At 64.9% G+C, this 17634-nt stretch carries 15 protein-coding genes; 4 read left to right on the forward strand and 11 right to left on the reverse strand.

All coding sequences use genetic code 11. The annotated features are described in order from the left end of the window. On the reverse strand, window positions 1–1160 hold a 1160-nt coding region (locus DBR12_RS17135; protein WP_233244709.1), incomplete at its 3' end, for a dihydroxy-acid dehydratase. A gap of 101 nt (window positions 1161–1261) precedes the next feature. On the opposite strand from DBR12_RS17135, the gene DBR12_RS17140 reads away from it, so the two are divergent. Further along, window positions 1262–2203 (forward strand): SMP-30/gluconolactonase/LRE family protein, encoded by a 942-nt coding sequence (locus tag DBR12_RS17140; protein ID WP_108618370.1) that lies wholly within the window; start codon window positions 1262–1264, stop codon window positions 2201–2203. Between the two features lie 35 nt (window positions 2204–2238). On the opposite strand, the gene DBR12_RS17145 is transcribed toward DBR12_RS17140, so the two are convergent. The 3 genes from DBR12_RS17145 to pgi all read right to left on the reverse strand — a co-directional run bounded on the left by DBR12_RS17145 (window position 2239) and on the right by pgi (window position 5831). Beyond that, a complete protein-coding gene (locus tag DBR12_RS17145; protein WP_108618371.1) occupies window positions 2239–2763 on the reverse strand; it encodes a hypothetical protein in 525 nt (174 codons plus the stop codon). A 138-nt stretch (window positions 2764–2901) separates the two neighbouring features. Continuing rightward, on the reverse strand, window positions 2902–4158 hold the full coding sequence (locus tag DBR12_RS17150; RefSeq protein WP_108618372.1) for an AGE family epimerase/isomerase: 1257 nt from the start codon (window positions 4156–4158) through the stop codon (window positions 2902–2904). A 110-nt stretch (window positions 4159–4268) separates the two neighbouring features. Continuing rightward, the gene (gene pgi, locus DBR12_RS17155; RefSeq protein WP_108618383.1) at window positions 4269–5831 is read right to left on the reverse strand and encodes a glucose-6-phosphate isomerase; all 1563 of its coding nucleotides are present in this window, start codon (window positions 5829–5831) and stop codon (window positions 4269–4271) included. Between the two features lie 182 nt (window positions 5832–6013). Here pgi and zwf point away from each other — a divergent pair, with 182 nt between their 5' ends. After that, window positions 6014–7468, forward strand: a complete 1455-nt coding sequence (gene zwf / locus DBR12_RS17160; protein WP_108618373.1) for a glucose-6-phosphate dehydrogenase — start codon at window positions 6014–6016, stop codon at window positions 7466–7468. Between the two features lie 46 nt (window positions 7469–7514). On the opposite strand, the gene DBR12_RS17165 is transcribed toward zwf, so the two are convergent. The 7 genes from DBR12_RS17165 to DBR12_RS17195 form a co-directional block, all read right to left on the reverse strand. After that, window positions 7515–7961, reverse strand: a complete 447-nt coding sequence (locus DBR12_RS17165; protein WP_108618374.1) for a VOC family protein — start codon at window positions 7959–7961, stop codon at window positions 7515–7517. Continuing rightward, the gene (glk, locus tag DBR12_RS17170) at window positions 7958–8935 is read right to left on the reverse strand and encodes a glucokinase (RefSeq protein WP_108618375.1); all 978 of its coding nucleotides are present in this window, start codon (window positions 8933–8935) and stop codon (window positions 7958–7960) included. The genes DBR12_RS17165 and glk overlap by 4 nt, the downstream gene beginning before the upstream one ends. Before the next feature lie 236 nt (window positions 8936–9171). Next, entirely contained in the window at window positions 9172–10239 is a 1068-nt protein-coding gene (locus DBR12_RS17175) for an ABC transporter ATP-binding protein (protein WP_108618376.1), read from the reverse strand. Window positions 10240–10252: 13 nt separating this feature from the next. Continuing rightward, a complete protein-coding gene (locus tag DBR12_RS17180; RefSeq protein ID WP_108618377.1) occupies window positions 10253–11122 on the reverse strand; it encodes a carbohydrate ABC transporter permease in 870 nt (289 codons plus the stop codon). Continuing rightward, entirely contained in the window at window positions 11112–11993 is an 882-nt protein-coding gene (locus tag DBR12_RS17185; RefSeq protein WP_108618378.1) for a carbohydrate ABC transporter permease, read from the reverse strand. The genes DBR12_RS17180 and DBR12_RS17185 overlap by 11 nt, the downstream gene beginning before the upstream one ends. Window positions 11994–12116: 123 nt before the next feature. Next, a complete protein-coding gene (locus DBR12_RS17190) occupies window positions 12117–13235 on the reverse strand; it encodes a carbohydrate porin (protein ID WP_108618379.1) in 1119 nt (372 codons plus the stop codon). A gap of 131 nt (window positions 13236–13366) precedes the next feature. After that, a complete protein-coding gene (locus DBR12_RS17195; protein ID WP_108618380.1) occupies window positions 13367–14617 on the reverse strand; it encodes an ABC transporter substrate-binding protein in 1251 nt (416 codons plus the stop codon). Between the two features lie 167 nt (window positions 14618–14784). Between DBR12_RS17195 and DBR12_RS17200 the strand changes: the two genes are divergently transcribed. Together DBR12_RS17200 and DBR12_RS17205 are read left to right on the forward strand one after the other, a co-directional pair. Continuing rightward, entirely contained in the window at window positions 14785–15501 is a 717-nt protein-coding gene (locus DBR12_RS17200; RefSeq protein WP_108618381.1) for a response regulator transcription factor, read from the forward strand. 162 nt (window positions 15502–15663) lie between these two features. Further along, entirely contained in the window at window positions 15664–17058 is a 1395-nt protein-coding gene (locus DBR12_RS17205) for a sensor histidine kinase (RefSeq protein WP_108618382.1), read from the forward strand. Window positions 17059–17634: the final 576 nt, after the last annotated feature.

Raw genomic sequence — 17634 nt, forward strand, 5'->3', positions numbered from 1 at the left:
GCCGGTGCACCCTGCCCGCCTGCGGCAATGCCACCGTCGTTCACGCTCATCACATCCGCATGCATGAAGCCACCGGCCAGCAGCTCGCGCAGGATCCACGCGGGGCCGCCTGCGGCCTGGAACTGGTTCACATCGGCATCGCCATTGGGATACACGCGGGCCAGCAGGGGGACCACCGACGAGAGCTCGTCAAAGTCCGTCCAGTCGATCAAGATGCCCGCGCTGCGTGCAATGGCCACCCAGTGGATCAGGTGGTTGGTGGAGCCGCCCGTGGCCAGCAGGGCCGCCATGGCGTTGACGATGCAGCGCTCGTCCACCAGCTTGCCGATGGGGGTGAAACGCGATCCGCGCTTGCCGATGTCGAGCACGGTGCGCAGCGCCTGGCGCGTAAAGGCCTCGCGCGCCTCGGTGCCGGGCGCTTCAAACGCCGCGCCGGGCACATGCAGACCCATGGCTTCGAGCAGCATCTGGTTGCTGTTGGCTGTGCCGTAAAACGTGCAGGTGCCGGGGCTGTGGTACGCAGCGGACTCGGCCTTGAGCAGCTCGTCGCGGCCCACCAGGCCCTGTGCGTACTGCTCGCGCACCTTGGCCTTGTCTTTGTTCGACAAGCCCGTGCCCATGGGGCCTGCGGGCACAAACACGCAAGGCAGGTGGCCGTAGTGCAGCGCGCCAATCAGCAGGCCCGGCACGATCTTGTCGCACACGCCCAGCAACAGCGCGCCATCAAACACATCATGGGACAGCGCTACCGCCGTGGCCATGGCAATGGCATCGCGGGAGAACAACGACAGCTCCATGCCGGGCGTACCCTGCGTCACACCATCGCACATGGCGGGCACGCCACCGGCCACTTGCACCGTGGCACCGCGCTGGGCGGCCTCATCACGCAGCACGGCGGGGTAGGCTTGGTACGGCTGGTGGGCCGAGAGCATGTCGTTGTAGGCCGTGACGATGCCGATGTTGGGGGCCTTTTCAACGGTGACCTTGAACTTGTCCGAGCCCGGCAGCGCCGCATAGGCATGGGCCAGGTTGGCGCAGCCCATGCGGTCTTGCGCGGGCTTGCGGGCGATCATGGCGTCGATGCCTGCGAGGTAAACGCCGCGGGTGTCTGCGCTGCGCTGGACAATGCGCTCGGTCACGCGCGCTACAACTGGGTGCATGGAAGTCTCCATCGGTGGGTGGCTCGGCCCCAGGGCGATGTGCCTGGAGCCTGTTGTATGAGGCCCTAGAATGTAACTCGATAACCACCCCACTTCAACCCATGTCCCTGCAAACCCTGCCCCTGCCGCCCTCCGAACTGGGCGAATCACCCTTTTGGCACCCCTCGGAAAAATCCCTTTACTGGTGTGACATTCAGGGACAAGCAGTACACGCATGGCATCCTGAAAGCGGTCGCCACCGGCAATGGCGCATGCCCAGCGAGCCCGGCTGCTGCGCGCCAGCGGCTGATGGACGATTGGTAATTGGGTTACGAAACGGTTTCTATCTTCTGGACACGGCCAAGGACAGTGCCGACCCCACTGCCCTCACCTGCCTGGCCCTGCTGCCGCCCGAGCAACACGACACCGCGGTCCTGCGCTTGAACGACGGCCGCTGCGATACCGCAGGCCGTTTCTGGGCGGGATCGGTCATCACGCCACGCACAGCCCCCCATGCCGCGCTGTGGTGCCTGCAGGCCGATGCCAGCAGCGCCACTGGCTACCGCGTGCGCCACATGGCAGGCGACAACTTCACCGCCAACGGCCTGGCCTTCAGCCCCGACAACCGCACGATGTACTGGTCGAACACGCCGGAGCACCGCATTGACCGGTTTGACTTTGACGTGGCCGCCGGCGCCATCAGTAACCGCCGCCCCTGGGTGCAGTTCGAGCGCAAGGTGGAAGGCCAGCCGTACGGCGGCAGGCCCGATGGCGCGGCGGTGGATGTGGACGGGAACTACTGGGTGGCGATGTACGAAGGGGCTTGCGTGTTGCAGCTCTCGCCTGCGGGTGAGGTGCTGCAGCGCATTGCGGTGCCGGTGCAGTGCCCAACCATGGTGTGTTTTGGGGGGGAGGATTTGCGGACGCTGTTCATTACGTCGGCAAAGGCAGGGAGGCCGCTTCAAGAACAGCAGGCAGCGACGCCTGCGGGGTCATTGTTCAGTCTGCAAGCAGAGGTGGGCGGATTGCCGGTCAATTTTTTTGCGCTGAACAATGGCAAGTAGCGCACGCTTAAAACGTGTTTACAACGAAGCCCACTTCAACCACCAAAAAAACGCACTGGCTTCTCCATCTTGGGCACACGCACCCACCTAGCCAAGAACACCCCCATGGCGGTGCATGCCGTGCCTGCGACTTGGGTTGAAACCGTTTCATCAGGCTGACGATGAACGAACTGCACTTCGATGAAATTTGCACGTTCAACGATGTCCCGAAAGTACAGCCCGTGGCAGCCGCTGTACCCGTGCCCGCGTGAAATGCCAATCACCATGTACTGGTTGAAATCCACAACAGGCCGTCCATGGCGAGGGACGTTTTCGTCACGCGGATCCATCACAGTGCCCTCATTCCAAACACGCTCCCACTCGTCCTCGGTTCGAGCAACATACTCCGCCGAAGGCCACATCCGCGCAACGGGATACTCTGGTTGCAGATAAACCAACTCCAGAGGCTTGTACTCGGGTTCGACAATTAGGCGTGGAGTCGCTCCACAGCCCGCAAGCGCGCCCAGTGCGATAAACAAGGCGGTGTACTTCAAGCGCTCGTTCAGAGTAAACACAGCCATAGTCGATCTCCTGTTGGTGCGGCGTGCATCGGCATGCAGCAGGATTGGACAGGGAACTCCGCAAATTTGCGAGATGAACTTGGCAAGGCTATAGCGCTGGGTATTTGAGCCTTTGGAAACTAGGCGGCAACCGCCGTTTCAGCGATCGATAGCCACAACTCGGTCCTTGTCGCCGCTCAACATCCCCAACACGTCATAACACGCCCCCATGTTGTGATAATCCACCTTCCCCGCGTTGCTCTTCTCGCGGGTGGTGTTGCGGTTGTCGCGGTACAGGATGCGAAACCACGCACCATGTGCGTGGTCCACAAAATGCGCCCAGCAGTAGGTCCAGATGCGGTCGTACCACTGCCAGTAGCGTGCATCGCCCGTGCGCACAGCCAGCACCGCAGCGGCGGCAAGGCTTTCGGCCTGTACCCAGTGGTATTTGCCGTCGTCGCAGATGCTGCCGTCGGGTGCCATGCCGTAGTACAGGCCACCGTGTTCGGCATCCCAGCCACGCTCCACGGCGGTATCGAACAGGCGTTGTGCACAGGGCAGGTGCCAGTCGGCAGGCTGCAATGCATCAAGTTGCAGCAGCAGCTTGGCCCATTCGGTCTGGTGGCCGATCTGGTAGCCCCAGGGGCGGAAGATGTTGCTGCGGTCGTGGCGGTTGTAGTCCCAGTCCACCGACCAGTCGGCGTGGAAATGCTCCCACACCCAGCCCTCGGCAGCGGGGGCGTGTGCAGCGGTGGACAACGCGGCTTGCCGCTGGCAGATGCCTTGCGCCAGTTGTTCCGCACGCTCGATGTAGCAGCGCTCGCCCGTGGCACGGAAGGCCGAGATCATGGCCTCGCAGGCGTGCATGTTGGCGTTCTGGCCCCGGTAGCTGGTGAGCCGCCAATCGGGGCTGGCCTCGTCAGCATACAGGCCTGCGGCGGGTTGCCAGAAGTGCTGCTCGGCGGTGTCAAACGCCTCAGCCAGCCACTCGCGGGCTTCGGGCACTCCGGCCTCAAAGGCGCGGGCGTAAGCCAGCATCACAAACGCCATGCCGTAGCAGTGGCGTGTGGCGTCTTGCACCGTGGCGCGGCCTTCATGCCAGTCGATCAGCCAGGCGTAGCCGCCCGTCGCAGGGTCAAGGAATGCGGTGCGCAGAAACTGCAGCGCATGCCGCATGCCCGCCTGGTAACGTGCTTCGCCCGTGGTTCGGTAGAGCATGGCGTGTGTAACCACAAAACGCGTGGCGCTGACGAGGTGGCGGGTGTGCGTGTTGTAGACAGAGCCATCGTCAAGAAAGAAGTGGTGCTGCCCGCCGCTCGGGTCGGTAGCCACGGGGTCGTAGAACGCCATGGTGTCCCGCAGATGCTGGCGCAAAAAGGCAACGGAGCGGAAGTCCGGAAGGGGCGGGATCGGCATGGTAGGTGTCTCCTGATGCGTTGGCTATCGGCCGGAAACCGTGCGGTTTCTGCCGATGGGGCGCGTGGTCTGCCGCCAGCGCTGCCCCAAGACGTGTGGTGTTCCGGGGGTCAGGCCGCGTCGCGCAAGAGGCCCAGCAGGCCTGCAGTGGAGCCATCGAGCCCCGCCACATCACCGCTCTCCAACCTAGCCTCCAGGTCCTTGGCCAGCACCTTGCCCAGCTCTACGCCCCATTGGTCGAAGCTGTTGATGCCCCACAGGCTGCCGCTCACGAACACACGGTGTTCCTGCAGCGCAATCAGCGCGCCCAGCGATGTGGGGGTGAGTGATTCGAGCAGCATCAGCGTGCTGGGGCGGTTGCCGGGGAAGTGCCGGTGGCCGTCGTCGCTGGCCTTGCCCACCATGAGCGCCTGCGTCTGCGCCAGGGCGTTGGCCAGCAGCTTTTGCTGGTGGCCGGGCAGCGGGTGCGAGGCCTTGCGCACGGCCACGATCTCCAGCGGCAGCACATCGGCGCCCTGGTGCAGCATCTGGAAGAACGCATGCTGGCCGTTGGTGCCGGGCTCGCCCCACAGCACGGGCGATGTCACGCACGCCAGCTTGCTGCCGTCTTGCGCCACGCGCTTGCCGTTGCTCTCCATCTCCAGTTGCTGCAGGTAGGCCGAGTAACGGCCCAGCGCAGCGTGGTAAGGCGCGATGCAGCGGCTGGTGAAGCCGTGGAAGTTACGGTACCAGACATCCAGCAGCCCCAGGCGCACGGGCAGGTTCTGCGCGAGTGGCGCGGTGCGGAAATGCTCGTCCATGGCATGCGCGCCCGCGAGGAAATCGCGGAAGCCTTGCGCACCAATGGCAATGGCAATCGGCAAGCCAATGGCCGACCACAGCGAGTAGCGGCCGCCCACCCAGTCCCAGAAGCCGAACGTGGTGGTGATGCCCAGGGCCGCTGCGGCCTCGATGTTGGTGGTCAGCGCGGCAAAGTGGCGTGCGACGTCGCGTCCGCCCTGAGCATCGAACCAGGCCAGCGCAGAGCGTGCGTTGGTCATGGTCTCTGCCGTGGTGAAAGTCTTGGACGCCACCAGAAACAGCGTGCTCTCGGGCCGCAGGCCCTTGAGCACATGGTGCAGCTCGTGCCCGTCCACGTTCGACACAAAGTGAAAGCGCTTGCCCGGTATACGGAACTCTTCGAGCGCGCGCACGGCCATGTGCGGGCCCAGGTCCGACCCGCCGATGCCGATGTTCACCACGTCGGTGATGGCGGCATCGCTGCGCACCTGCTCGGCGTACTGCAGCATCGCATCGAGCGTGTGGTGCACGTCGGCCAGGCGCTGCGCGGTTTCGGGCACATCACCGGGCAGGGCCACGCCCGCTGGGCGGCGCAGCAGGGTGTGCAGCACGGCGCGGTTTTCGGTGGTGTTGATGGCCTCTCCCGCCAGCATCGCATCGCGGTGCCGCTCCACCCCGCAGGCGCGGGCCAGGTCCAGCAACAGGGCTTCGGTCTCGCGGCTCCAGAGGTTCTTGGAGAGGTCGGCAAACACATGGGGCGCCTGCTGGCTGAAATGCACAAACCGGCCAGCGTCTTGCGCAAAGGCCTGGCGCATGTCCAGGCTGCGGCCCTGGGCGTCGAAGTGGGCCGCCAGCAAGGGCCAACGGGCAGTCTGGTCGCAACGGATGGGCATGAAGGTCATGTCGTCGGGGGTTGGAAATGCGCCGGAATGGTAACTTGATTACAAAAAATCAACGAGCTTCACGGATTCTTTTGAGTTACACGCAGAAGGAACATAGCAAAGAAGACCACAATTTTATGTAACGTGATTACAATCCCACGCAGTAAAAACGACACACCCACCACGGAGACACCATGAGTTTTGACCTCGTCCTGTTCGGCGGCACCGGCGACCTCGCCTGGCGCAAGCTCATGCCCGCATTGTTTCAGGCCTTTCGGCATGGCACGCTGCCCGAGGGCGGGCGCATCATCGCCGTGGCGCGCGACGACCTGAGCGACGAACAATACCGCAGCCTGATCCAGTCGCGGTTCGACAGCGTGGAGCTGGCCAAGCGCCCGACGCCGGACGAGTTTGCGCGGTTTGCGGCCCTGCTGAATTACCTGCGCATGGACCTGTCCAAAACCCAGGACTACGAGCGCCTGGCCGAGACGCTGAAGGCACGCGGCGCGGATTCGGTGGTGATGTATGTGGCCACCGCGCCCAGCCTCTTCACCAACGTGTGCGAGCAGATCGCCGCCGTGGGCCTGAACGGCCCCACCACCCGCGTGGTGCTGGAAAAGCCCCTGGGCCACGACCTGCAGTCCAACCAGGCCATCAACGACACCCTGCGCCGCGTGCTGAAGGAAGAGCAGGTTTTCCGCATCGACCATTACCTGGGCAAGCCCTCGGTGCAAAACCTGTTTGCGCTGCGCTTTGGCAACGCGCTGTTCGAGCCCCTGTGGCGCCGCGAGACCATTGCCAACATCCAGATCACGATTGCTGAGGAGCTGGGCGTGGAAACGCGCGGCGCGTTCTACGACCAGACCGGTGCGATGCGCGACATGGTGCAGAACCATGCGCTGCAGCTCTTGTGCGCGATTGGCATGGAGCCCCCTATCAACTCCAGCGCCAACGCGATCCGCGACGAAAAGCTCAAGGTGCTGCAGTCGCTCAAGCCCTGGACGCTGGAGACCATCGGCCAGCATGTGATCCGCGGCCAGTACGCGGCGGGCAACCACCAGGGCCAGCCCGTGCCCGGCTACGCGCAAGAAAAAGGCGTGGCCCCCGGCAGCACCACCGAGACCTTTGTGGCACTGCGCACCGAAATCAGCAACTGGCGCTGGGCGGGGGTGCCGTTCTATATCCGCACCGGCAAGCGGCTGGCGGGGCGCGACGCGCACATCGTCATCAACTTCCGCCCTGTGCCCCACCCCATCTTCAAGACGCCCGCAGGCGCCGCCAACCGCCTGGTGATCAACCTGCAGCCCAAGGACGGGCTGGAGCTGCACCTGATGGCCCAGGGCGCCGCCCAGCACCAGACCGAGCCCGCGCTGTCGCAGGTGCACCTGAACCTGGACTTTGACCAGCGCTTTGGCACCGAACGCGTGGGCGCCTACGAGCGCCTGCTGCTCGATGTGATTGCAGGCCGCCTGAACCTGTTTGTGCGCAGCGACGAGCAGGAAGAAGCCTGGCGCTGGGTGGAGCCCATCCTGCAATACTGGAAGAACGACCCCGCAGGCCCCCGCCCCTACCCTGCGGGCAGCTGGGGCCCGCGTGCGGCAAGCGCGATGATTGCGCGAGATGGGTACTGCTGGAGCGAGGAGATGTGACACGGAAAAAGGCCCGCAAGGGCCTTTTCTTTTTGGATGAGTGAAATCAGCGCGGCATGGCGCTGGTCGCGGGGCCGACCAGCTCGATCGGCAACCCATCGGGGTCGGAAAAAAACGTGAACAGCGCGCCCGTGAACGGGTCCACCCGCACCGGCTCCACGGCCACGCCGTGCGCAACCAGGGCGGCGACGCTGGCGTCCATATCGGCCACACGCAGGGCCAGGTGGCGCAGGCCGCAGGCCTCGGGGTAGGACGGGCGCGGCGGCGGACTTGGAAAAGAAAACAGCTCCACCTGCGTGCCATCGGGCAGCTGCAGATCGAGCTTGTAGGACTGCCGCTCTGCCCGAAAGACTTCATGCACCACCTGCAGGCCCAGCACCTCGGTGTAGAAGTGGCGCGAGCGCGCGTAGTCGCTGGCGATGATGGCCACATGGTGCACACCGGTGGGCTGGAGTGCGGGCAGCGCTGCACTGGCCTGGGTGCTGTCACTCATGTGCCAGCACCCGCAATGTCCAGCGCGCGCGATGCACCGTACAGCGCGGGCGTGGCGCTGGGGTCGATCACCCAGCAGGGAATGGACGCGAGGTAGGGCTGAAAGCGGCCCTTGGACTCGAACCGCGCGCGGAACGAAGATTGGTCGAACCACGTGCCCAGGCGCGGCACCATGCCGCCGCCGATGAACACACCGCCACGCGCGCCGAGCGTGAGCGCGAGGTTACCCGCCACGCTGCCCAGAAAGCCGCAGAACAGCTCCAGCGCCTCCAGCGCCAGCGGGTCGTTGGCTTGCAGCGCCAGCTCGGTCACCTGCGCGGCGGAGCTGACTTCCTTGCCACCACGCTGGGCCAGCCTGCGCAGCGCGTGGTACAGGTCCACCAGCCCGGCGCCGCACACGGCGCGTTCGGCCGACACATGGCCGTAGCGCTCTTGCAGGATGGCCAGCACATCGAATTCGCGCTGGGTCTGCGCGGCCAGCGTGACATGGCCGCCCTCGCCCGACAGCGGCACCCCCAGACTGGAGCCGGGCGGAAACACCAGGCCCGACACGCCCAGGCCCGTGCCCGGGCCCAGCAACGCAATCGCGGCGCCCGGCACGGCCGCGCCGCCGCCCACGGGGCGCAGTTGCTCGGGCGTGAGCAGGGGCAGCGCCAGCGCGAGTGCAGTGAAGTCGTTGATGACCACCAGCCGTTCAAAGCCAAAAGCCTCGCGCACGGCGCGCTGCGAGAAGCTCCAGCTGTGGTTGGTCATGCGGATCGCGTCGCCCGTGACCGGGTTGGCAATGCCAAACGCGGCCTCGCGCGGGGTGGGCACACCCACCTCCTGCAGGTAAGCGGCTAGCGCGGCGTCCACCGTGGGGAACTGCGCGCAGGGCAAGACCCGCGTGTCGTTGAGCGGGCCCGTGGGCGATGCCTGCCAGGCCAGGCGGATGTTGGTGCCGCCAATGTCGGCAAGAAGGCGCTGCGGGTGCATAGATCGACGAAAAGAATCCCAAAGGGTCCGAAAGAGGTCCGAAAGAGGTCCGGGCAGGCAGGATGCAACACCCACCCGACAGCGGGAGAGCCCAAAACTACAGCCACCAAATGCTATATTTTTAATAGCACAAAAGGCATGATAGTCGCGCGGAGAAGCCTGTTTTTACTTCAAATCCCTGCCCTGGCAAAGACCAAAGTCTGGTGGCAACACCAGCGCCGCGGGTTCGCACACTCTCAGGCCACCAGCCGCTCTTCCGACTTGGCATCGAACCAGTGGGCATGCGCGGGCGCCAGGGCCAGGCCCACATGCTCGCCGGGTTGCACACGGGTCTGGGCGTCGGTGCGCAGCGTGACGCTGCCAGCGGCAGTGTCCACCATCACATAGGTGTCGGGGCCCGTGGGCTCCACCACGCTGACCTTGCCTCGCCAGGGGGCGCTGTCTTGCATCACCAAATGCTCGGGGCGCACGCCCAGCAGCACCTCGTTGGCGCTCGTCGATGGAGGCGCCAGGTTCAGCGCCGCACCCTGGATGCCAAACTGCCCGCCCGTGACCGCGCCGCGCAGCAGGTTCATGGTGGGCGAGCCGATGAAGGTGGCCACGTAGGTGTTGGCTGGTCGGTTGTAAATCTCGTCCGGCGTGCCCAGTTGCTGCACCACGCCGCCCTTCATCACGGCAATGCGCGAGCCCAGCGTCATGGCCTCGACCTGGTCGTGCGTGACGTACACGCTGGTGATGCCGCTGGCCTGGTGCAGGCGCTTGATCTCGGCGCGCATTTCCACACGCAGCTTGGCGTCCAGGTTGGACAGAGGCTCGTCAAACAAAAACAGCTGCGGCTGGCGCGCCAGTGCCCGGCCCATGGCCACGCGCTGGCGCTGGCCGCCCGACAGCTGGCTGGGGCGGCGGTCCAGCAGGTGGCTGATCTGCAGCATGGCCGCGACTTCGTCGATGCGCTTTTGGCGCTCGGCCTTAGGCATCTTGCGCATCTCCAGCGCAAAGCCGATGTTGTCGGCAACGCTCAAGGTGGGGTACAGCGCGTAGCTCTGGAACACCATGGCGATGTCGCGGTCGCGCGGGGGCATGCCCACCACGTTCTTCCCGCCAATGCGGATCTCGCCCTCGGTGGGCTCATCGAGCCCCGCAATGATATTGAGCAGCGTGGACTTGCCGCAGCCCGAGGGGCCGACCAGGATGAGGAACTCGCCGGGCGCAACATGGATGTCCACCTTGCGCAGCACCTCCACGCTTTTATCGCCCTTGCCAAAGCGCTTGTTGATGCCTGCGATGTCGAGTGATGACGCCATTTTTTTCCTACCCTTAACCCTTGACAGCGCCGGCTGTAAGCCCGCGCACAAAAAACTTGCCTGCCAGCACATAGATCACCATCGTGGGCAGGCCCGCGATGATGGCGGCCGCCATGTCCACGTTGTAGGCCTTCACGCTGCTGCTGGTGTTGGCCAGGTTGTTCAGCCCCACAGTCACCGGCTTGGAGTCGGTGCCAGAGAACACCACGCCGAACAGGAAGTCGTTCCAGATGTTGGTGAACTGCCAGATCAGCGTGACCATGACGATGGGCGTGGACAGCGGCAGCACGATGCGCCAGAAAATCTGGAAGAAGCTGGCCCCATCCATGCGGGCCGCATTGACCAGCTCCTTGGGGATGGCCGCGTAGTAATTGCGGAAGAACAGCGTGGTGCCCGCGAGGCCCGCCAGGCAGTGCACCAGCACCAGCCCGGTGATGGAGCTGGACAGCCCCAGCCAGCCCAGCACCTGGCTCATGGGCAGCAGCACCACCTGGAAGGGCATGAACACGCCGAACAGCAGCAGGCCGAACAGCACATCGCTGCCGCGAAACTTCCACAGGCTGAGCACATAGCCATTGAGCGCGCCCCACACGGTGGAGATGAGCACCGCAGGCACGGCCATGGCCACCGAGTTCATGAAGAACGGACGCAGGCCGTTGCAGTCCACGCCCGTGCAGGCGCTAGACCACGCCGTGCCCCAGGCCGACCAGTTCAGCGAGCCTGGCAGCGCCAGCAGCGAGGTGCTGCGGATCTCTTCGGCGTCCTTGAACGAGGTGACCAGCATCGCGTACAGCGGCAGCAGAAAGAAGGCGGTGGCCAGGGCCAGCACCGCGTAGACCACAAAGCGGCCCACGGAAGGGAGCAAAGAAGGCTTAGCGGTCATGGGCTTTGGTCCGCAGTTCGCTGTAAAGGTAAGGAATCACCAGAGCCGCCACGGTGGCCAGCATCATGGTGGCGCTGGCTGCGCCCAGGCCGATCTGGCCGCGCGAGAACGACATGGTGTACATGAAGGTGGCGGGCACATCGGTGGCAAAACCGGGGCCACCGGCGGTGAGCGCCATCACCAGGTCAAAGCTCTTGATCGCCAGGTGCGACAGCACCATGAGCGTGGAGAAGAACACCGGGCGCAGCGCAGGCAGCACGATGCGCCAGTAGATGCGCGGCAGCGAGGCGCCATCGACCTGCGCGGCCTTGATGATGCTGTCGTCGATGCCCCGCAGGCCTGCCAGGAACAGCGCCATGGCAAACCCGGCGCTTTGCCAGATGCCTGCAATCACCACGCAGTAGATGGCCATCTCGGTGTCCACCAGCCAGCCAAACTCAAAATTCGGAAAGCCCCAGTCGCGCACCATTTTTTCCAAGCCCAGGCCGGGGTTGAGCAGCCACTTCCAGGCCGTGCCCGTGACCACAAATGACAGGGCCATGGGGTAGAGATAGATGGTGCGCAGCGCACCTTCGGCGCGGATCTTCTGGTCCAGCAGCACGGCCAGCACCACGCCGATGGCGAGCGACCCGCCCACGTAGCCCACGCCGAAGATGCCCAGGTTTTTGAGGGCCACCCACCAGCGGTCCATCTCCCACAGGCGCTCGTACTGCGCCAGGCCCGCCCATTCGTAGTTGGGCAGCATGCGCGAGACGGTGAGGCTGAGCACGCCGTTCCAGACCATGAGGCCGTAGATGAACGCGAAGCCCAGCACAAAGGCAGGCGCTACCACCAGCTTGGGCAGCCATGTTTCAAACGTGTTCTTGCTCATGGCTGCGGTGTATGTTTGTCATCGTCCTGCATGGAAAAAAAGCGGGGGACACGCAGGAGTGCCCCCCAAAACTGAACAAAGTAACCTCGGAATAACTCGCTAACTCACGATCTCCTCAAGGGATCACCACCACACCTCGTACTGCACGCCCACCAGCGTGCGCGAGGTCTTGCCATTGGCACCAAAGCTGCCCGCGTTGGCTGCGGCGGCGGCCTGGTTCCAGTTGGCCTTGGTCACATACAGGCGCAGCTCGGGGCGCGACCAGAAGTCTTCCGACAGGGCCAGGGCACCCGCCAGCGTGGCCTTGGACAGGCGCTGGTCGGGGCCGCTGCCCTTGCGGGTGGTGGTGGACAGTTCCACCAGGCCCTTGAAGTTCTTGGTGAACGCGTACGAGCCCCGGCCACCCAGCGAGAAGTCCTTGGTCTCCACACCCGTCAGGTCGGCCTTGTTGGTCTGGTAGCCAATGAGGGCCTGGCCGCCAAACGGGCCGCTTTGCCAGTTGATGGAGTCGGCAATGCGCGTGGAGCGCCGGCCGGCCCGCTTGCCATCGATGGATTCGAACTCACCGTCGATGCGTGCATGGCCGCGTGAGGTCTGCAGGTAGAAAGTGTTGCTGATGCTGGGCAGCAGGAATTCCTTTTGCGTGTGCATGAGGGAGATGCCCGAGCCCGAACCACCACCCACCTGGTTCTTGCCACCCACCGCCGTGAGCAGCACCCGCAGCTTGCCGCCGGGGTTGGTGTTGATTTCGGACAGGTCGGCGTTGATGCGGTGTGCCTTCACATTGTTGGGCAGGTTGCCGTCGAACTTGTCGCCGGTGAACAGACCCACGCCCAGCTTCATACCGCCCACAGGCACATCGGTCACACCGGCGCCGATGTTGTCACCGTAGTTCAGCAGGAAGTAGTCGACGATGTGCACGTCCTGGATGCGCAGGCGGCGCTGGCCCGCCCAGAACTTGGCTTCAGGGGCGAACGAGAAGCCGCTCATTTCCACAAATGCCTGCTCGGTGCTGATGTCGCCGCTGCCCCACTTGGCGGGCATGTAGTTCACCTTCCACTTCACGCCACCGGCTTCAAAAGTGCGCGCAAAGTTGACTTCGATGCCGTTGTCGCCTTCGTTGCCGAGGCGGAACTTCTGCAGCTCGCCACCGAGCGACAGGTTGCCCTTGACGCCGTCCGAGTGGTTGAACACCGGGCCACCGCGTGAGTAGCCGTTGAACTCAAAGCCTGCTACTTCCATAGCAAAGGCGCCATTCGCGCATGCGGCGGCCAAAGCCACCGCCGTGAGGCGGTTTCTTGTCTTCATGATGGGATCCCTCTGGGGTTGGTTTTAGTGCGTGTGGGTGCGTGTGTGCGTACTTCTCACACGGCTTACTTGGTCTTCGCGGCGGCCGCGATCTTCTTCATGGCATCGGCGACGCTGACCTTGTCGTCGTTCCAGAACTGGCTGACCACATCCTTGATGGCGCCTTCGGTGGCCGGGGCAATGGCCATTCCGTGGGCCGCGCTGGGCACCAGTCCGCCGCTCTTGGCGGTGTCCACAAAGTCCTTGGCCGAGGCCTTGGCGCAGTCGTCGAACTTGTCCATGGGCTGACCCGCGCGCACGGGGATGGAGCCCTTGTTCAGGTTGAACACTTCCTGGAAGGCTGGGCTCATGATGGAGCTGGCCAGGTCGCTCTGCGCCTTCTGTGCGGCCGCGTCCTTGAGCTTGAACAGGATGAACGAATCGACGTTGAAGGTGAACGCGTTGGCCGAGCCCGGCGCAGCGGCGCACAGGAAGTCCTTGCCCGGTGCTTTGCCTGCAGCCAGGAACTCGCCCTTGGCCCAGTCACCCATCAGCTGAAAGCCCGCCTTGCCCTGAATCAGCATGGCCGTGGCCAGGTTCCAGTCGCGACCAGGCGCGCCGGGGTCGGTGTAACCCTTGATGCGGCGGAAGGTCTCCAGCGACTTCTTCATGGTGTCGCTGGTGAGTGCGGTGTTGTCGAGCTTGACCAGGGCGTCCTGGTAGAACTTGGCGCCGCCCACGCCCAGCACCACCGATTCAAACGTGGTGAAGTCCTGCCAGTTCTGGCCGCCGTGGGCCACGGGCACCAGGCCTGCGGCCTTGAGCTTGTCGGCCGCAGCGAAGAATTCGTCCCAGGTCTTGGGCATGGCGGCCACGCCAGCCTTCTTCAGGGCTTCGGAGCTGCCCCACATCCAGTTCACACGGTGCACGTTGACCGGGGCGGCCACGTAAGCGCCCTTGTACTTCATCACGTCGGCGACGACCTTGGGCAGCAGGTCGTCCCACTTCTCGGCCTTGGCCAGGGTGTCCATGTTGGCCAGCACGCCTTCGGCAGCCCATTCCTGGATGGCCGGGCCCTTGGTCTGAGCAGCCGACGGTGGGTTGCCCGAGATCACGCGGCTTTTCAGCACCGTCATGGCGCTGTCGCCGCCCCCGCCTGCCACGGCAAAGTCACGCCAGGTGTGGCCTTTGCCCTGCATGATCTTCTTGAGCTCGGCCACCGACTTGGCCTCGCCACCCGACGTCCAGTAGTGCAGGACCTCGACCTCTCCCGCGCTGGCCGACATCGCTGCCGCCAGGCCCACCGCCACTGCGGCTATTTTTGTCATCTTCCACATACCCGTGTCTCCTCGATGTTTGAATCCGTTGGTGCGCCGCAGTCCGGTGCCGTTCAGCGCAGTCGGTACTTTAATTACAATAATTAATTTAATTCTCAGGGCTTTCCCTGAGCGTCGCAGCCCGACCACAAAGGCTTGGCCACGGGGGCCTTTGATATGCTCAATCCATGGCCACGCTACTGATTGTCGAAGACGACGCCCTCCTTCTGGATGCACTTACCGGCCAGCTCAAGCAACTCGATTACAGCGTGTGCACCGCCAGCAGCGTGCCGCAGGCTGTTGCGCTTTTGCAGATGCAGGCGGTGGACGGGATCATCCTGGACCTGGGCCTGCCGGGCGCTGATGGCATGGAACTTCTGACCTGGGTGCGCGCCCACATCGCAGGCCTGCCGGTTCTGATCCTGACAGCCCGCGACGGCGTGGAAGACCGCGTGCAGGGCCTCAACGCCGGGGCGGATGACTACCTCACCAAACCCTTCAACATGCAGGAGCTGCAGGCCCGCCTGCAGGCCATGCTGCGCCGTGCGCGGCAGCCCGCCTTTACCCAAGCCAGCAGCACCCAGGGCCCGCAGCTCACCACCCTGGGCCCGCTGGTGCTAGACCACGCCAGCCAGGCCGCCGCCTTGAACGGCGACCCGCTGGACCTGACCCAGCGCGAGTGGGAACTGCTGGCCCTGCTGGCCCACCGCGCGGGCGAAGTGGTCACCCGCGACGACGTGCTGGCCGCCTGGCGCGCCAGCCCCACCGACCCCGGCCAGGCCGCAGCCCCCTTGGCCTCGAACGCGCTAGAGGTGTATGTGCACCGCCTGCGCAAGAAGCTGGACGCCTCGCCCCTGAACATCCGCAATATCCGGGGGTTGGGGTACATGCTGAACAAGCCGTGACCATCCCCCTGAGCGGCTGCGCCGCTTCCCCCTTCTCTCGCAGCGCTGCGCACTGCGGGAAGGGGGGCGCCGCCAGCGCGGCGGGGCGGCCCTTGCGCGGCGGCCCTCGCATGGGCCGCGCCAGTTTTCAACGCAGCGCCGCCCATTTTTGACTGCTGAAACATGCGCCACGTCCCAGGGGTTTCTCTTCAACGCAAGCTGCTCCTGTGGCTGTTGCTGCCGCAGTTGGTGCTGTGGCTGTCGGGCGGGTTTCTGGCGTGGCGCATTGCGCTGCAGAACGGCGAGAAGGGGATTGACCAGACGCTGACGCAATCGGTGCGGGCGCTGGCGCGGCAGATCAAGCCAATTGGCGATGGGTTGCTGGTGGATTTTCCGAAGGCCGCGCAGGACATCCTGGAACAGGACCCAGCCGACCGCATCACTTACATGGTGTCGTCCCCGCCCGGTCGCTTTTTACTGGGCAACGCCCAGCTGCCGCCGCCACCGCCCGTGGAGGTGCGTGTGGGCGACCCGTATCTGTACCACGCGCGCGTGGACGACCGCGCCGTGCGCGTGGCGCTGCTGGACGTGGACTACGGCACGCCCCAGACGCGCCAGACCCTGCGCGTGCAGGTGGCCCAAAGCCTCACAGTGCGCGAGCGCATCGCGCAGGAGCTGCTGGAGCAGATGGTGTTCCCGATGGGTCTGATGGGCCTGGCGCTGAGCGCCGTGGTGTATGCGGGCGTGCTGCGCGGCCTGCAGCCCCTCAAGCGCCTGGAGGCGCAGATCGAGCGGGCTGGCGCACGCCCCCAGGCGGGCACGACGCCGCTGCCCCCCATCGAGCTGACCTCGGCCCCACAAGAGGTGCATTCGCTGGCCAGCACCATCAACCGCTTGCTGGAGACCGTGGCACGCGGCCAGCAAAAGGAAAAGCGCTTTCTCAACGACGCTGCGCACCAACTGCGCACGCCACTGGCCGGGCTCATCGGCCAGACCGAGCTGGCCCTGCACGAGAGCCATGAGCCCGCCGTGCAGGAGCGACTGCAAAAGGTGCTCTCGGCCGCACAACGTAGTGCACACTTGGTACACCAGCTGCTGCAGCTGGCCCGCTCGGAATCGACGGTGGACATGCAGAGCCTCGACCTTGCCGCACTGGCCCGCGAAGTGGCCCGCGAATGGGCGGCACGGGCGCTCACGCTGGGCATGGACCTGGGCTATGAAGGCGAAGACAGCCTGCCGGTTCAGGGCCACCCGCTGCTACTGCGCGAGGCGCTCAACAACCTCATCGACAACGCACTGCACTACGCAGGCCCAGGCGCCACCGTGACGGTGCGCGTGGGCCACGAGGAGCCCGGCCGCTGGGCCTTGCTGGTGGTGGAGGACGACGGGCCGGGCGTACCGGCTGAGCACCTGGCCGATCTGTTTGCGCGGTTCTGGCGCGGGTCGGACAAGGCGGGGGGTTGTGGGCTAGGCTTGTCGATCGTGGAGGAGATCGCGCTGCGGCATGGTGGCCGGACTGTGGCCGAGGGGGTGGTGCCGAAGGGCTTGCGGGTGGGGATGCGGGTGCCTGCGGGGTGATTTTTGAGATTTTTTGGGCCTCTCCGCGCTCTGGAAATGCCTTTATAGCTATTATTTTTATAGCATCAATAGATCAGAGAGCTGAGTTTTCAAAGTCTGGATTCGCCTCAACCGTTCGGGCTGAGCTGCTCGAAGCCTTGGCGGGCTGGTTGCTAGAGCGTGCTTGGGTTCAGGGCGGAGGCCGGGAGTCGCCCGGCATGCGAGTAACTTTCTTTCGTCTCGCCGAAAGAAAGTCACCAAAGAAAGGGCGACCCTACACGCTGCGTCCCTCCGCTGCGCTGCGGGCAACCTGCGGTGCTCGTGAAGGGAACCCGCGAATCGGACATCCACACGGGCCATTGCTTCGCTGCGCTGCGCTCGGCCCCACCTCGCGGGCGCAAGCGTCTCGCGCTGCGCAGGCACGGCCGAGCGCAGCAATGGCCCGTGTGGCTGTTCGGCTGTTGGAGGTTCGGCTGCCCACCCCCTGCTGGCTGCGCCTGCGGCGGGGCGGTTGCGGGGTGGCATGGGCGTCGAAGCGCCCATGCTTCGTGCTCTGACTCGCCGTGGTTGTCCGAGCGGCGCTGCGCAGCAGCAAAG

The organism is Acidovorax sp. HMWF029 (assembly GCF_003060895.1).
Lineage (GTDB): Bacteria > Pseudomonadota > Gammaproteobacteria > Burkholderiales > Burkholderiaceae_C > Acidovorax.

Coding starts and splice junctions, on each gene's coding strand:
- DBR12_RS17190 (WP_108618379.1), bottom strand. CDS start 13,235: ATGGAAGTAGCAGGCTTTGAGTTCAACGGCTACTCACGCGGTGGCCCG.
- glk (WP_108618375.1), bottom strand. CDS start 8,935: ATGCACCCGCAGCGCCTTCTTGCCGACATTGGCGGCACCAACATCCGC.
- DBR12_RS17145 (WP_108618371.1), bottom strand. CDS start 2,763: ATGGCTGTGTTTACTCTGAACGAGCGCTTGAAGTACACCGCCTTGTTT.
- zwf (WP_108618373.1), top strand. CDS start 6,014: ATGAGTTTTGACCTCGTCCTGTTCGGCGGCACCGGCGACCTCGCCTGG.
- DBR12_RS17205 (WP_108618382.1), top strand. CDS start 15,664: ATGCGCCACGTCCCAGGGGTTTCTCTTCAACGCAAGCTGCTCCTGTGG.
- DBR12_RS17175 (WP_108618376.1), bottom strand. CDS start 10,239: ATGGCGTCATCACTCGACATCGCAGGCATCAACAAGCGCTTTGGCAAG.
- DBR12_RS17195 (WP_108618380.1), bottom strand. CDS start 14,617: ATGTGGAAGATGACAAAAATAGCCGCAGTGGCGGTGGGCCTGGCGGCA.
- DBR12_RS17200 (WP_108618381.1), top strand. CDS start 14,785: ATGGCCACGCTACTGATTGTCGAAGACGACGCCCTCCTTCTGGATGCA.
- DBR12_RS17165 (WP_108618374.1), bottom strand. CDS start 7,961: ATGAGTGACAGCACCCAGGCCAGTGCAGCGCTGCCCGCACTCCAGCCC.
- DBR12_RS17150 (WP_108618372.1), bottom strand. CDS start 4,158: ATGCCGATCCCGCCCCTTCCGGACTTCCGCTCCGTTGCCTTTTTGCGC.
- pgi (WP_108618383.1), bottom strand. CDS start 5,831: ATGCCCATCCGTTGCGACCAGACTGCCCGTTGGCCCTTGCTGGCGGCC.
- DBR12_RS17185 (WP_108618378.1), bottom strand. CDS start 11,993: ATGAGCAAGAACACGTTTGAAACATGGCTGCCCAAGCTGGTGGTAGCG.
- DBR12_RS17180 (WP_108618377.1), bottom strand. CDS start 11,122: ATGACCGCTAAGCCTTCTTTGCTCCCTTCCGTGGGCCGCTTTGTGGTC.
- DBR12_RS17140 (WP_108618370.1), top strand. CDS start 1,262: ATGTCCCTGCAAACCCTGCCCCTGCCGCCCTCCGAACTGGGCGAATCA.